Source organism: Streptomyces sp. R28 (assembly GCF_041052385.1).
Taxonomy (GTDB): domain Bacteria; phylum Actinomycetota; class Actinomycetes; order Streptomycetales; family Streptomycetaceae; genus Streptomyces.
Genome location: NZ_CP163439.1, coordinates 9,542,401 through 9,556,301, shown reverse-complemented (window position 1 = coordinate 9,556,301; position 13,901 = coordinate 9,542,401). Strand labels below are relative to the sequence as shown.

Sequence of the window (13,901 nt, the reverse complement as noted above, 5' to 3'; positions counted from 1 at the left end):
TTTCGGGTCGTCAGGCGCCGCAGGACCTCAGGAACTTGCGGGTACGGACCGCGATGGGCAGCGGCTTGTCCGGCTCGCACGGGTACATGTCCTGCTCGACGATCGCGAACAGGTCCACGTTCAGCTTCTGCGCGGCCTCCAGGACGGGCCCCAACTCCGGTACACCGGCCGGGGGTTCGCACATCACACCGCGCTGGACCGCGGGTCCGAACGGGATCTCGTTCTTCACCACGTCCGCGAGGATCTCCGGGTCCACCTGCTTGAGGTGCAGATAGCCGATGCGCTCGCCGTAGGTCTCGATCAGCTTGACGCTGTCCCCGCCGCAGTAGGCGTAGTGACCGGTGTCCAGGCAGAGGTTGACCAGGTCGGAGTCGGTCGAGTCGAGGAAGCGCTCGACGTGGGCCTCGGTGTCGATGTGGGTGTCGGCGTGCGGGTGCACGACGATGTCGAGACCGTACGCCTCCTTCACCTCGTGCCCGAGCCGCTCCATGCCCTTGGTCAGGTGGGCCCACTGCTCGCCGGTGAGCTCCGGCGGCTCCAGGATCTCGGCGGTCTTGTCGTCCCGCCAGAAGGAGGGGATGACGACCAGGTGCTTCGCCCCCATGGCCTGGGTGAGCGCGGCGACCTGGCTGACGTGCGCCCAGGTGGACTCCCAGACGGAGGGGCCGCGGTGCAGGCCGGTGAAGACCGTGCCTGCCGACACCTTGAGGTCGCGCTTGTTCACCTCGTCGGTGAGGCGGGCCGGGTCGGTCGGCAGATAGCCGTACGGGCCCAGCTCGATCCAGGGGTAGCCGGCCTCGGCGACCTCGTCGAGGAAGCGTTCCCAGGGCACCTGCACGGGGTCGTCGGGGAACCAGACGCCCCAGGAGTCCGGGGCCGAGCCGACCCGGATGCGGTCCAGCACAGGGGGCATGTCAGGACTTCCCTTCCGAGGACGCCACGGTTGCGGTGAGGTCTCCCGCTTCGGGGAGTTCCTCGACGTCGACGCCGCGGACCTGGCTCAACTCGTGCTTGAGCGCGGCGAGTTCGGTGCCGCCGGCCATGTGGTTGGTCAGCTCTTCGAGGCTGACCTCGGCACGGGAGGCGCTGAGCTCCATGGTGCCCAGGCGCAGGACGCTGAAGTGGTCGCCGACCATGTAGGCGTGGTGCGGGTTGTGGGTGATGAAGATGACGCCCAGGCCCTTCTCACGGGCGGCGGCGATGTACTTCAGCACCACACCGGACTGCTTGACGCCGAGGGCGGCGGTGGGCTCGTCCAGGATCAGCACCCGGGCGCCGAAGTAGACGGCGCGGGCGATCGCCACGCACTGGCGCTGGCCCCCCGACAGGGTGCCGATGGGCTGCTCGAGGTCGTCGAGGACGATGCCCATGTTGCGCAGCTCTTCGTCGGCCGTCTTCTTCATCTTCTCGATGTCGAGACGGCGGATGGGCCAGGGGCCCTTGGTCATCTCCGAGCCGAGGAAGAAGTTGCGCCACACCGGCATCAGCGGGACCACGGCAAGGTCCTGGTAGACGGTGGCGATACCGCGGTCGAGGGCCTCACGCGGGGTGGAGAAGCGCACCGGGTCGTTGTCGACGAGGAACTCGCCCTCGGTGTGCTGGTGCAGCCCCGAGATGATCTTGATGAGGGTGGACTTGCCCGCGCCGTTGTCGCCCAGGACGCAGGTCACCTGGCTGGGGAACACCTTCAGGTCGACGCCGTGCAGGGCACGGATGTTGCCGTAGGACTTGCCCGCTCCGCGCAGTTCGACGATCGGGGCGTCCTTCTCCGGGGCCTTGTCCTGAAGGACGGCACCGTGAGTGCCGGTCTTTTCGGTGGTCATTTCAGGTCACCTCCTGGTCGCCGTGCGCTGGACCCACAGATTGATGAGGACTGCGCCGAGGAGCATCACGCCGAGGAAGGCCTTGAACCAGTCGGGGTTCCAGCCGGCGTAGACGATGCCCTGCTGCACCATGCCGAACATGAAGGCACCGAAGACCGGGCCGATCGCACTGCCGGCGCCGCCGGTCAGCAGACAGCCACCGATCACCGCCGCGGCGATGTAGATGAGCTCCTGACCCACACCCTCGCCGGACTGCACCGTGTTGAACGAGAACAGCTGGTGCATACCGACGAACCAGGCACCGAAGCCGACCAGCATGAACAGCGAGATCTTCGTGAAGGTCACCGGCACACCGACCGCGCGGGCGCTGCCCTGGTTGCCGCCGACGGCGAAGATCCAGTTGCCGTACTTGGTGCGCAACAGGACCCAGGTGGCGATGGCGGCGAAGACCAGCCACCACACCACGGTGACCTTCACCTGCACACCGCCGACGTCGAAGGACGAGGCGAAGACCGCCTTGGCCTGGTCGAAGCCGTCCATGTTGCTGATGTCGTCGGTGGCGACGTTGTCGGTGATCAGCTTGGTCACCGCGAGGTTCACGCCCTGGAGGATCAGGAACGTACCCAGGGTGACCAGGAAGCTCGGCAGCCCGGTCTTGACCAGCAGCCAGCCGTTGAACAGACCGATCGCCAGCGACACGATCAGGGCGACGATCACGCCGACCCAGACGTTCATGCTCAGCTGGTAGGCCGTCATGCTGGCCGTCAACGCCGAGGTGATCACGGCGACACCGGCGGACAGGTCGAACTCGCCGCCGATCATCAGCAGCGCGACCGGCAGGGCCATGATCCCGATGGTCGACGACTGGTACAGGATATTCGCCATCGAGCTGCCGTCACGCACGGCCGGAGCCGTGATGAGGAAGAAGATCAGCACCGCGACGGCGCCGAGGAAGACGCCCACCTCGGGACGGGCGAGGAGACGCAGCGCCAAGGGCCGCTGCTGGGTCCGCCCGTCGGATTCCTTGCCGGGGCCGGGGGCCGGCGGTGAGGTCACCGCCGGCTCAGCCTGTTGGGTCATGTTCGTCACCGAGTGCCCTTCGCGGCGAACTTGTCGATCGTCTCGACATTCGTCTTGTCGACGAAGGCAGGTCCGGTCAGCACCGGTGCCTCGCCGCCGCCCATGTAGTTGCCGTTGTTCTTGTAGAGCCACAGGGAGTCGATCGCCAGGTAGCCCTGGAGGTAGGGCTGCTGGTCGACGGCGAACTCGATGTCGCCCTTCTTGATCGCGCCGGTCAGCTGGTTGTTGAGGTCGAACGTGGCGACCTTCGCCTTGCTGCCCGACTCGTCGACGGACTGCGCGGCCGTCAGCGCGTACGGGGCGCCGAGGGCGACGACGTAGTCGATGTCGCTGTCCGTCTTGAGCTTCGCGGTGATCGTCGACTTCACGGACGGCATGTCGGTGCCGTTGACGTTCAGGTTCTCGACGTCACCCTCGAAGGTCTTCTTCACACCCGCACAGCGCTGCTCCAGGCCGATGTTGCCCTGCTCCTGGATGACACAGACGGCCTTCTTGGCGCCGGCCTCGTTCAGGCGCTTGCCGAGCGCCTCGCCCGCGACGGTCTCGTCCTGGCCGAAGAACTCCATCAGGCCGAGCTTCTGCCACTCGCTCACACCGGAGTTGAGGCCGACCACGGGTATGCCGGCGGCCTTCGCCTTGCTGACGACGTCCTTCATGGCGTCGGGCTTGGCGAGGGTGATCGCGATGCCGTCGACCTTCTGGTCGATCGCGTTCTGGACCAGGTTGGCCTGGTTGCCGGCGTTCGGGTCGTTCGAGTAGATCAGCTTGACGTTGTCCTTGGCGGCAGCGACCTCGGCTCCCTTGCGGACGATGTCCCAGAAGGTGTCACCGGCCGACTGGTGCGTGACCAGGGCGACGGTCATACGGGGAGTGGTGGCCTTGCCCGCGGAAGCGTTCTCCCCACCCTCCTCGGCCTGCTTGCCACCGGAGCTGCTGGAGCAGCCTGCGAGGGTCAGCGCAGCCGCGGCAGCCATGGCCACCATAGGGGCCAGCTTGCGGGAGCGGGGGTAGTAGCGGTCCATCTTTCCAGCACCTCACTGTGCGACGGGGTGTGCGACGGGGGGAAAGGGATGATCACTGGATCCGTGGCCCGGGCCCTTGGGAAGTCCGGGTCGTGTGCCGCAGAACACTGCGGGTTCGCTGGGAAGGGATCCAATCCCTGGATGCGCCCGCTGTCAATACTTTGTTAAGACATCATTTCACACTCAGGTCCGAATGTAAGTACAAAGTATTGACAGCGTCGGCCTCCACGCCATACACCTGGGAGGCGGCAGGCCCGATGGGACCCGCACCCCCTGTCCAGCTGTAGGAGCGTCGCGCATGGCCGAGTCAGCCAAGTCCTTCGACTTGATCACGATGGGAAGGATAGGAGTCGATCTCTACCCCCTGCAGTCTGGGCTACCTCTGACGCAGGTGGAGACGTTCGGCAAATTCCTCGGAGGCTCCGCCGCGAACGTCGCGGTCGCCGCCGCTCGGCTCGGTCGTACCACCGCCGTGATCACCCGCACCGGCGACGACCCGTTCGGCGCCTACCTGCACGAGGCCCTCAAGGACTTCGGCGTCGACGACCGCTGGGTGACGCCCGTCGCGGCGTACCCGACGCCGGTGACGTTCTGCGAGATCTTCCCGCCGGACGACTTCCCGCTGTACTTCTACCGGCAGCCTAAGGCCCCTGACCTGGAGATACATTCCGACGAGCTGGACTACTGGGCCATCCGATCGGCCCGCGTCTTCTGGATCACCGGCACCGGGCTGAGCGAGGAACCGAGCCGCTCGGCCACCCTGGCCGCCCTCAAGGCGCGCGACAAGGCGGGCACGACGGTCTTTGACCTCGACTGGCGGCCCATGTTCTGGCGGGACCCCGAAGAGGCCCGCCCGTACTACGCCGAGGCACTGCGGCACGTCACCGTCGCGGTCGGCAACCTCGACGAGTGCGAGATCGCCACCGGCGTGCGCGAACCGCGCGCCTGCGCCGAGGCGCTGCTGGAGGCCGGCGTCGAACTGGCGGTGGTCAAGCAGGGCCCCAAGGGCGTGCTGGCGGTGCACCGCGACGGCACCGAGGCCGAGGTGCCGCCGGTGCCGGTCGAGGTGGTCAACGGCCTCGGCGCCGGCGACGCCTTCGGCGGCTCGCTGGTCCACGGGCTGCTGTCCGGCTGGGAACTGGCCACCACCATGCGGTACGCCAACGCCGCCGGCGCCCTCGTCGCCTCCCGCCTCGCCTGCTCCTCCGCGATGCCCACCGAGTCCGAGGTCGTGAGCCTCCTCGCGCAGGCGTCGTGACGGCCGACCGAGCCATCCCTGAACGGAGCTTCCCTTGAGCATGACCATCCCCGACCTCACCGCGGTCAGAGCCCGGCACCCCGAGGCGATCGCGGAAGCCGCCGCCCGCCGGGTGCGCCGCCCGCTGATCGGCGACAGCGGCCGGATGATGATCGTGGCAGCCGACCATCCGGCGCGCGGCGCCCTGGGCGTCGGCGACCGGCGCCTGGCCATGGCCAACAGAGCCGATCTGCTGGAACGTCTCTGCATCGCGCTGTCGCGGCCCGGCGTCGACGGGGTGCTGGCCACCGCCGACATCCTTGAGGACCTGCTGCTCCTCGGCGTCCTCGACGACAAGGTTGTCATGGGCTCCATGAACCGCGGCGGCCTGGCCGGGGCGTCCTTCGAGATGGACGACCGTTTCACCGGCCACCGCGCCGAGGACATCGCCCGGCTGCGCTTCGACGCGGGCAAGCTGCTGGTGCGCATCGACTACGAGGACGCCGGCTCACTGACCACCCTGGAGACCACGGCCCGCGCCATCGACGACATGGCCGCGCGGCAACTCCCGCTGTTCGTCGAGCCGTTCATCTCCCGGCGGATCGACGGCCAGGTGCGCAACGACCTGTCCGCCGAGGCCGTCATCAAGTCGATCGCCATCGCGTCGGGCCTCGGCGGCACCTCGGCGTACACCTGGCTGAAACTGCCCGTTACCCATGACCCCGACGACATGGCCGAAGTTCTCGATACGTCCACGCTGCCCGTCGTCCTCCTCGGCGGTGAGGTCGGGGACGACCAGGAGGGGGCGTACGAGCGCTGGCGCAAGGCGCTCAGGCTCCCCACCGTGCAGGGCATGGTCGTCGGCCGCTCGCTGCTCTACCCGGCCGAGGGCAGCGTGGAGACGGCGGTGGACACGGCCGTCGGCCTGTTGTGACCCGGATTGTGAGGCGGAGAACACGATGACCTATCACCTTCCCGCGGGAAAGGCGCTCGGCGGCCCGTACGTCGTGGACGTCACGCCCGAGAAGGCCGGCTGGGGCTACTCCAGCCTGCGGATCCTGGAGCTGCCACCCGGCGGCTCGCACAGCTTCGACACCGGCGACAGCGAGTGGATCGTCCTGCCGCTGAGCGGCGGCTGCACGGTCGACAGCGCCGACGACTTCGGCCACGACGAGTTCCGGCTCACCGGCCGTGAGAGCGTGTTCAGCGGCGTGAGCGACTTCGCGTACGTGCCGCGCGATGCCCGTACGACCGTCTCGTCCACCGGCGGCGGACGGTTCGCGCTGACCGGCGCGCGCTGCTCCCGGCGCCTGCCCGCCCGGTACGGGCCGGCCTCGTCGGTGCCGGTGGAGCTGCGCGGCACGGGCAACTCCTCCCGCCAGGTGAACAACTTCGGCGCGGCAGGCGTCTTCGAGTGCGACAAGCTCATCGCGGTCGAGGTCATCACCCCGGGCGGCAACTGGTCGTCCTTCCCGCCGCACAAGCACGACGAGCACCGGCCCGGCGAGGAGTCGGTGCTGGAAGAGATCTACTACTTCGAGTTCGCCGACCACGAGGGCACCCCCGGCCTCGGCTACCAGCGTGTCTCCCCGTCCGGACACGGTCGCAACACCGACGTCCTGGCGGAGGTCCGCGGCGGCGACGTCGTACTGATCCCCGACGGCTGGCACGGGCCCTCCATGGCCGTGCCGGGGCACCACATGTACTACCTCAACGTCATGGCCGGCCCCGAGGCCGACCGCGCCTGGCTGATCTGCGACCACCCCGACCACGCCTGGGTCCGCGGCACCTGGCCGGACCAGCCCGTCGACCCCCGTCTGCCCCTCTACACCGCTCCATCTCAGTGAGGTCCCCGATGAGCCAGTCCACCGTCCGCCTGACCGTCGCCCAGGCGCTGGTGCGGTTCCTGTCCGCCCAGTACACCGAGCGCGACGGCGTACGGCACCGGCTGATCGCCGGCACCTGGGGCATCTTCGGCCACGGCAACGTGGCCGGCATCGGCCAGGCCCTCGTCCAGGCGGGCGAGGACGTCATGCCGTACCACCAGGGCCGCAACGAGCAGTCCATGGTGCACGCGGCCGTCGGCTACGCCCGTCAGCTGGGCCGCCTCTCCGCGCAGGCGGTGACCACGTCGATCGGTCCGGGCGCGACGAACCTCGTCACCGGTGCCGCCCTGGCCACGATCAACCGCCTGCCCGTCCTCCTCCTCCCCGGCGACTACTTCGCCTCACACGCCCCCGACCCGCTGCTCCAGCAGCTGGAGCACCCGACCGAGGCGGACGTGTCGGTCAACGACACCCTGCGCCCGGTGTCGAAGTACTTCGACCGGATCACCCGCCCCGAGGCCCTGATCCCGTCCGCGCTGAACGCCATGCGTGTGCTCGCCGACCCGGCCGAGACCGGCGCGGTCACGCTGGCGCTCCCGCAGGACGTCCAGGCGGAGGCGTACGACTGGCCTCAGGAGTTCTTCGCCGACCGCGTCTGGTACGTACGGCGCCCCGCGCCCGACCCGGTCGAGCTGACGGCGGCCGTCGAGGCGATCCGGGCCGCCGAGCGTCCGCTGATCGTCGCGGGCGGCGGCGTCCACCACAGCGAGGCCGAGCCCGCGCTGAAGGCCTTCGTCGAGGCCACCGGCATCCCGGTCGCCTCGACCCAGGCCGGCAAGGGCTCGCTGCGCCACGACCACCCCGCCGACCTCGGCGGCATCGGACACACCGGCACCTCGGTCAGCGACGACATCGCCCGCGCGGCCGACCTGGTGATCGGCGTGGGCACGCGATACACCGACTTCACCACCGCCTCCGGCACGCTCTTCCAGAACCCGGACGTGCGCTTCCTGAACCTCAACATCACCGGCTTCGACGCGCACAAGCTGGCCGCGCGGACGCTGGTCTGCGACGCGCGGGCCGGGCTCACGGCCCTCACGGAGGCGCTTTCCGGCCACCGGGTGGACGCGGCGTACGAGGCCGAGTACGGCGCCGGCAAGGAGCGTTGGGACGCGGTGGTCGAGGCCGCCTACCGTGCCGACGACGAGAGCGCCGTCCCGACGCAGACCCAGGTGCTGGGCGCGCTGGACGCGGTCGTCGGCGACGACGACGTGGTGATCAACGCGGCCGGTTCACTCCCGGGCGACCTGCACAAGCTGTGGCGGTCCCGCTCGCCGCGCCAGTACCACCTGGAGTACGGCTACTCCTGCATGGGCTACGAGATCCCGGCCGGGATCGGCGTCCAGCAGGCCGCCCCGGACACGGCCGTGTGGTCGCTGGTCGGCGACGGCACCTATCTGATGATGCCGACCGAGATCGTGACCGCCGTCCAGGAGGGGCTGCCGGTCAACATCGTCCTGATCCAGAACCACGGCTACGCCTCGATCGGCGGGCTGTCGAACGAGGTCGGCGGCGAGCGCTTCGGCACCGACTACCGCTACCGGGCCGCCGACGGCACCTTCAGCGGCGCCCCGCTCCCGGTCGACCTCGCCGCCAACGCGGCCAGCCTCGGCATGGACGTGCTGCGCGCCAAGACGGTGGGCGAGCTGCGCGAGGCACTGGCCGCGGCGCGTGCCTCCGAGCGGCCGACGTGCGTGTACGTCGAGACCGACATCACCAACCCGACCGCGCCGGGCGCCGAGGCCTGGTGGGACGTGCCCGTGGCCGAGGTCGCCTCGCGCGAGGCCGCCGTCGAAGCCCGCGAACGGTACGACCAACACGTCACCGACCGCCGCCGCCACCTCTGAACTCCCCGCACTCGCCCGCACTCGAAAGGCCCTTTCGCACCATGAAGACCATCACCCACTGGATCGACGGCAAGCCCGTGGAGGGCGGCTCCGGCCGCTTCGCCCCCGTCTACAACCCGGCCACCGGCGCCCAGGAGAAGCAGGTCGCCTTCGCGACCGTCGACGAGGTGGACGCCGCCGTCGCCTCCGCCAAGGCAGCGTTCGAGAGCTGGGGGGAGTCCTCCCTGGCCAAGCGCACGGCGATCCTGTTCAAGTACCGGGAGCTGCTCGACGCGCACCGCGACGAGATCGCCGAGCTGATCACCGCCGAGCACGGCAAGGTGCACTCCGACGCCCTCGGTGAGGTGGCGCGCGGACTGGAGATCGTGGAGCTGGCCTGCGGGATCTCCGTGCAGCTGAAGGGCGAGCTGTCGACGCAGGTGTCCAGCCGGGTGGACGTGGCCTCGATCCGGCAGCCGCTGGGCGTGGTCGCGGGCATCACGCCGTTCAACTTCCCGGCCATGGTGCCGATGTGGATGTTCCCGCTGGCCATCGCGTGCGGCAACACCTTCGTGCTGAAGCCGAGCGAGAAGGACCCGTCGGCGTCGTACCGGCTCGCCGAGCTGGCCTCCGAGGCCGGGCTGCCGGACGGAGTGCTGAACGTCGTGCAGGGCGACAAGGTGGCCGTGGACCGGCTCCTGGAACACCCGGACATCGAGGCGGTCTCCTTCGTCGGCTCGACCCCGATCGCGAAGTACATCCAGCTCAAGGCAGTTGAGCACGGCAAGCGCGTGCAGGCCCTGGGCGGCGCCAAGAACCACATGCTGGTCCTGCCCGACGCCGACCTGGACTTCGCCGCCGACCAGGCCATCAACGCCGCGTACGGCTCGGCGGGCGAGCGCTGCATGGCGGTGTCCGTCGTGGTCGCGGTCGGCGACACGGGCGACGAACTGGTCGGCAAGATCGCCGAGCGCGCGAAGAACCTGCGAATCGGCCCCGGCAACGACCCCGCGTCCGAGATGGGCCCGCTGATCACCCGCGAGCACCGCGACAAGGTCGCCTCGTACGTCGCGAGCGCCGCCGAGCAGGGCGCCGAGGTCGTCGTGGACGGCACCGGTTACTCGGTGGAGGGCCACGAGGACGGCTTCTTCCTCGGTGTCTCGCTGCTGGACCGGGTGCCGCTGACGGCGGACGCGTACCGGGACGAGATCTTCGGCCCGGTGCTGGCGGTGGTCCGCGCGCAGACGTACGAAGAGGCCATCAAGCTCATCAACGACTCCCGTTGGGGCAACGGCACCGCGATCTTCACCCGGGACGGCGGCGCCGCCCGACGCTTCCAGCTGGAGGTCAAGGCGGGCATGGTCGGCGTGAACGTGCCGATCCCGGTGCCGGTCGGCTACCACTCCTTCGGTGGCTGGAAGGACTCGCTCTTCGGTGACCTGCACATCTACGGCAACGACGGCATCGCCTTCTACACCCAGGGGAAGGTGATCACGACGCGCTGGCCGGACCCCTCCGACGGTGGTATCAACCTCGGTTTCCCCAGCAACTCCTGACACACCCTCACCGGGCCTGCCACCCGTAGAGGAACCACCCAAGGGAGGGACCCATGGCGAAGACCCGCGGCTCCGCACGTGCCGCGTCCGCCTCCGCGCTCGACTCGCTGGACTTCGCCCTGGACCGGGGCAGTCCGGTGCCGCTGTACTACCAGCTCGCCCAGCAGCTGGAGGCGGCGATCGAGCACGGGGCGCTCGCCCCGGGCAACCTCCTGGGCAACGAGGTCGACCTGTCGGTGCGGCTGGGCCTGTCCCGGCCCACCGTCCGGCAGGCCATCCAGTCGCTCGTCGACAAGGGGCTGCTGGTCCGGCGGCGCGGGGTGGGCACCCAGGTGGTGCACAGCCAGGTCAAGCGCCCGCTGGAGCTCAGCAGCCTCTACGACGACCTGGAGGCGGCCGGGCAGGGCCCGACCACTCAGGTCGTCCGCAACGAGCGCGTCCCGGCGACCGCCGACGTCGCGGCCGCGCTCGGCGTCGCGGAGGGCAGCGAGGTCACGCTGCTGGAGCGGCTGCGCCGCACGCACGGCCAGCCCGTGGCCATCCTCTGCAACTACCTGCCCGCGAGCCTGCTCGACCTCGACACCGCTCGGCTGGAGTCGACCGGCCTGTACCGGATGATGCGGGCCGCCGGCATCACCCTGCACAGCGCCCGCCAGACCGTCGGCGCCCGCTGCGCCACCGCCGAGGAGGCCGAACGCCTCGACGAGAAGGAGGGCGCCGCGCTGCTGACCATGCAGCGCACGGCCTACGACGACACGGGCCGGCCGGTCGAGTACGGGACGCACATCTACCGCGCGTCCCGGTACGCGTTCGACTTCCAGCTGCTGGTCAGGGTTTGAGGCTCGCGGTGAACGGCGTGACCGGCCGCGGCAGGCTCTCGCCGTCCAGGATGATATCGACGGCCTCGTTGTAGAAGGCCACGAGCCCCTTGACCGGGCTCACCGCCGGCAGTGGCTCGGCGTAACTCCACAGGATGTTCCGCGGGACCTCGCCCTCACCGCGCCAGGTCCAGTACTGCGCCCTGCCCTTGTACGGACAGCCGGTGCGGTGGTCGGTGGGCTCGAACAGCTCCAGCCGGACGTCCTCGCGGGGCAGGTAGTACCGCGTCGGCAGCCCGGTCTCGAACAGCAGCACCGGGCGGTGGGTGTCCGCGACCACGGTGCCGCCGATCTCGACCTGGACGTGGCGGCTGCTGGGCATGGCGTCCACCCGTTTGTGCGGGTCGCGCGGGTGGATGAAGATCTCTTCCTCCTCCTCGTACCAGTGGTCGAGGCCGGTCCCCCAGCGCCGGAACCACTCGAACGAGATGTGTCCGGCTAGGTCGGCGGCGGGGAAGGTCCACGCCGCGTTCTCCACCGGCTCTGCGCCGACGTCGAGGTCGTAGAAGATCTGCGACCCGGTGTGCTTGCCCGTCGGCGGGTCCTTGGCCGGGCGGAGGAGGTCCGTGCGGACGTCGTTGCGCGGGAACGTGTAGCACGGCACGGGCAGATCGGGTTCCCAGACCAGGACGGGGTGCCGGCTGTCTACGACGGTGACGTCACCCTTGCGGCCGCGCACCCAGCGCTCGCTGGGCTCCCACAGGAGGCCTTCGGGGGTCGTACGGACGGACCGCTCGTTGGGGAACAGAGGCATGGCCACTCTCCTTCGGCTCCTCTTCGGAGCGTACTCCCGGAGCCTTCGGTGGGCCGGGTGGTCAGTGGGCCGCGTCGAGCCGGGCCCGTTGGTCGGCGGTCAGCTCCAGGTCCACGGCGGCCAGGTTCTCCTCCAGCTGGGCCACGGACGACGCGCCGACCAACGGGATGATCGGCAGCTCGGCACCCATCTGCCAGGCCAGGACGACCTGGTTGACGGTGGCCCCGGTCTCCTGGGCCACCTCGCGCAGCACCTTCAGTCGGGTCGGGGTGCCCGGGTGGTCGAAGTCGGCGGGCAGCCGGTCCGGGTGGGTGTAGGCGCCCTTCAGCAGCGGCGAGTAGGCGACCAGGGTGAGACCGGACTCGGCCCGCAGGTAGCTGAGCAGGTCGGGGCCCGCGTGGCCGAGGCTGCCGTCGGGGAACAGGCGGTCGGGGACGTCGGTGCGGGGCCGCAGGTGGCTGTGGGCGTACTGGAACACCTCGTAGCCGGGCAGTCCGGCCGCGGTGGCGAGGGCGCGGGCCCGCTCGACCCGCCAGACCGCGTGGTTGCTGACGCCGAGGAGGCCGACCGTGCCCTCGCTCACCAGCTCGGCGAACCCCTCGACGGTCTCCTGGAGGGGGACCTGCCGGTCCTCGATGTGGGCGTAGAGCAGGTCCAGCTTCGCCACGCCGAGCCGGTCGCGGCTGCGCTCGGCGGACTCGCGGATCACCTTCGCCGACAGGCCCTCCGCGTTGTCTACGTAGCTGGTGCCGGGGGCCAGCGGGCGGGCGCCGAGCTTGGTGGCGATGACGATCTCGTCGCCGATGCCGCGGCTGCGGCGCCACCGGCCGAGCAGTTCCTCGCTCTGTCCGCCCTGGCCGCCGTCGATCCAGAAGGCGTAGTTGTCGGAGGTGTCGATGAAGGTCCCGCCGGCCTCGACATAGCGGTCGAGTACGGCGAAGGAGGTCTCCTCGTCGGTCTGCGAGCCGAACAGCATCGCGCCGAGCGCGAGGACGCTGACCTCACGGCGGTTCGTCGGGTCCGTGCCGATGGTGCGGTACTTCATGACTGAGTCCCCCTCCCGCTCGTGCGCCCGATCTGGGCCACGAACGGGAGTCTTCATCTTGAAGCGCACTTCAAGTCAAGGGACTTCGCGCGGGAACTTCGCGCAGGAACTTCGCGGCGGATCGGCTCGCTCAGTTCGCGAACGGGCCCTCCAGCGCCGCCCATTGCAGCAACATGATCGTCTTGGCGTCGGCGATCTCCCCGGTGCGGATCATCTCCAGGGCCCGGCGGAAGGGCAGTTCGACGATCTCGATGTCCTCGCCCTCCTCGTCCAGGCCACCGCCCTCGTGGGTGCGGGTCGAGGGGCCGTAGGCAGCGGCGTAGAAGCTGACGCGTTCGGTGACCGAGCCCGGGCTCATGTAGACGTCGAAGACGTGCCGGACCTCGCCGATGGTGTGCCCGGTCTCCTCCACCACCTCGCGCCGCACCGCGATCTCCGGGTGCTCGTCATCGTCGTCGAGCAGCCCGCCCGGCGTCTCGACGAGCATGCCGTCGGGGTGACCGTTGACGTACACCGGGAAGCGGAACTGGCGGGTGAGCAGGACGGTTTCACGTTCGGCGTCGTACAGCAGCATGGTGGCCCCGTTGCCGCGGTCGTGCGTCTCGCGCTGCTGGGTGCGCCAGGTGCCGTCGGCGTGCTGGAAGTCGAAGGTCGTCGCGCGCTCGACGTACCAGTGGCTGGACAGGAGCCGCACGTCCCGCACCTTGACGCGGGGGTTGCCGGTCAGGTCCCGGCCGGCCTGGTCGAGTCCGGTGCGGCCACGGCGGTCGGGGGTGTCGATACCGGCGGTCATC

General features: G+C 69.8%; 13 protein-coding genes. 6 read left to right on the top strand and 7 right to left on the bottom strand.

Features of this window, described 5'->3' with window-relative positions:
• Nucleotides 1-10 precede the first annotated feature (10 nt).
• The 4 genes from AB5J49_RS41950 to AB5J49_RS41935 are packed head-to-tail and all read right to left on the bottom strand — an operon-like array spanning nt 11 to nt 3,925.
• Nucleotides 11-913 carry a sugar phosphate isomerase/epimerase family protein gene (locus tag AB5J49_RS41950; protein ID WP_369174120.1) on the bottom strand — a complete coding sequence of 301 codons (903 nt, stop codon included), beginning with the start codon at nt 911-913 and terminating at the stop codon, nt 11-13.
• A 1-nt stretch (nt 914) separates the two neighbouring features.
• Nucleotides 915-1,823 (bottom strand): ATP-binding cassette domain-containing protein, encoded by a 909-nt coding sequence (locus tag AB5J49_RS41945; RefSeq protein WP_369174119.1) that lies wholly within the window; start codon nt 1,821-1,823, stop codon nt 915-917.
• Between the two features lie 6 nt (nt 1,824-1,829).
• Nucleotides 1,830-2,903 carry an ABC transporter permease gene (locus AB5J49_RS41940; RefSeq protein WP_369174118.1) on the bottom strand — a complete coding sequence of 358 codons (1,074 nt, stop codon included), beginning with the start codon at nt 2,901-2,903 and terminating at the stop codon, nt 1,830-1,832.
• Nucleotides 2,904-2,908: 5 nt separating this feature from the next.
• Nucleotides 2,909-3,925, bottom strand: coding sequence for a sugar ABC transporter substrate-binding protein (locus AB5J49_RS41935; protein WP_369174117.1), 1,017 nt, complete (start codon nt 3,923-3,925; stop codon nt 2,909-2,911).
• A gap of 298 nt (nt 3,926-4,223) precedes the next feature.
• Here AB5J49_RS41935 and iolC point away from each other — a divergent pair, with 298 nt between their 5' ends.
• Genes iolC through AB5J49_RS41905 form a run of 6 tightly spaced genes read left to right on the top strand, consistent with a single transcriptional unit; the run spans nt 4,224 to nt 11,269 of the window.
• Nucleotides 4,224-5,183, top strand: coding sequence for a 5-dehydro-2-deoxygluconokinase (gene iolC, locus AB5J49_RS41930; RefSeq protein ID WP_369174116.1), 960 nt, complete (start codon nt 4,224-4,226; stop codon nt 5,181-5,183).
• Nucleotides 5,184-5,217: 34 nt separating this feature from the next.
• Nucleotides 5,218-6,096 carry a deoxyribose-phosphate aldolase gene (locus tag AB5J49_RS41925; protein ID WP_369174115.1) on the top strand — a complete coding sequence of 293 codons (879 nt, stop codon included), beginning with the start codon at nt 5,218-5,220 and terminating at the stop codon, nt 6,094-6,096.
• Nucleotides 6,097-6,121: 25 nt separating this feature from the next.
• Nucleotides 6,122-7,009, top strand: coding sequence for a 5-deoxy-glucuronate isomerase (iolB, locus tag AB5J49_RS41920; protein WP_369174114.1), 888 nt, complete (start codon nt 6,122-6,124; stop codon nt 7,007-7,009).
• A gap of 8 nt (nt 7,010-7,017) precedes the next feature.
• Complete coding sequence (gene iolD, locus AB5J49_RS41915; RefSeq protein WP_369174113.1) at nt 7,018-8,895, top strand: 3D-(3,5/4)-trihydroxycyclohexane-1,2-dione acylhydrolase (decyclizing); 1,878 nt, start codon at nt 7,018-7,020, stop codon at nt 8,893-8,895.
• 41 nt (nt 8,896-8,936) lie between these two features.
• The gene (locus AB5J49_RS41910) at nt 8,937-10,430 is read left to right on the top strand and encodes a CoA-acylating methylmalonate-semialdehyde dehydrogenase (protein WP_369174112.1); all 1,494 of its coding nucleotides are present in this window, start codon (nt 8,937-8,939) and stop codon (nt 10,428-10,430) included.
• A gap of 53 nt (nt 10,431-10,483) precedes the next feature.
• The gene (locus tag AB5J49_RS41905; protein WP_369174111.1) at nt 10,484-11,269 is read left to right on the top strand and encodes a GntR family transcriptional regulator; all 786 of its coding nucleotides are present in this window, start codon (nt 10,484-10,486) and stop codon (nt 11,267-11,269) included.
• Here AB5J49_RS41905 and AB5J49_RS41900 read toward each other — a convergent pair.
• The 3 genes from AB5J49_RS41900 to AB5J49_RS41890 all read right to left on the bottom strand — a co-directional run bounded on the left by AB5J49_RS41900 (nt 11,259) and on the right by AB5J49_RS41890 (nt 13,900).
• Nucleotides 11,259-12,062, bottom strand: coding sequence for a DUF427 domain-containing protein (locus tag AB5J49_RS41900; RefSeq protein ID WP_369174110.1), 804 nt, complete (start codon nt 12,060-12,062; stop codon nt 11,259-11,261). The two genes, AB5J49_RS41905 and AB5J49_RS41900, sit on opposite strands and share 11 nt — an antisense overlap.
• 61 nt (nt 12,063-12,123) lie before the next feature.
• A complete protein-coding gene (locus AB5J49_RS41895; RefSeq protein WP_369174109.1) occupies nt 12,124-13,107 on the bottom strand; it encodes an aldo/keto reductase in 984 nt (327 codons plus the stop codon).
• A 130-nt stretch (nt 13,108-13,237) separates the two neighbouring features.
• Nucleotides 13,238-13,900, bottom strand: coding sequence for an NUDIX domain-containing protein (locus AB5J49_RS41890; protein ID WP_369174108.1), 663 nt, complete (start codon nt 13,898-13,900; stop codon nt 13,238-13,240).
• Nucleotide 13,901: the final 1 nt, after the last annotated feature.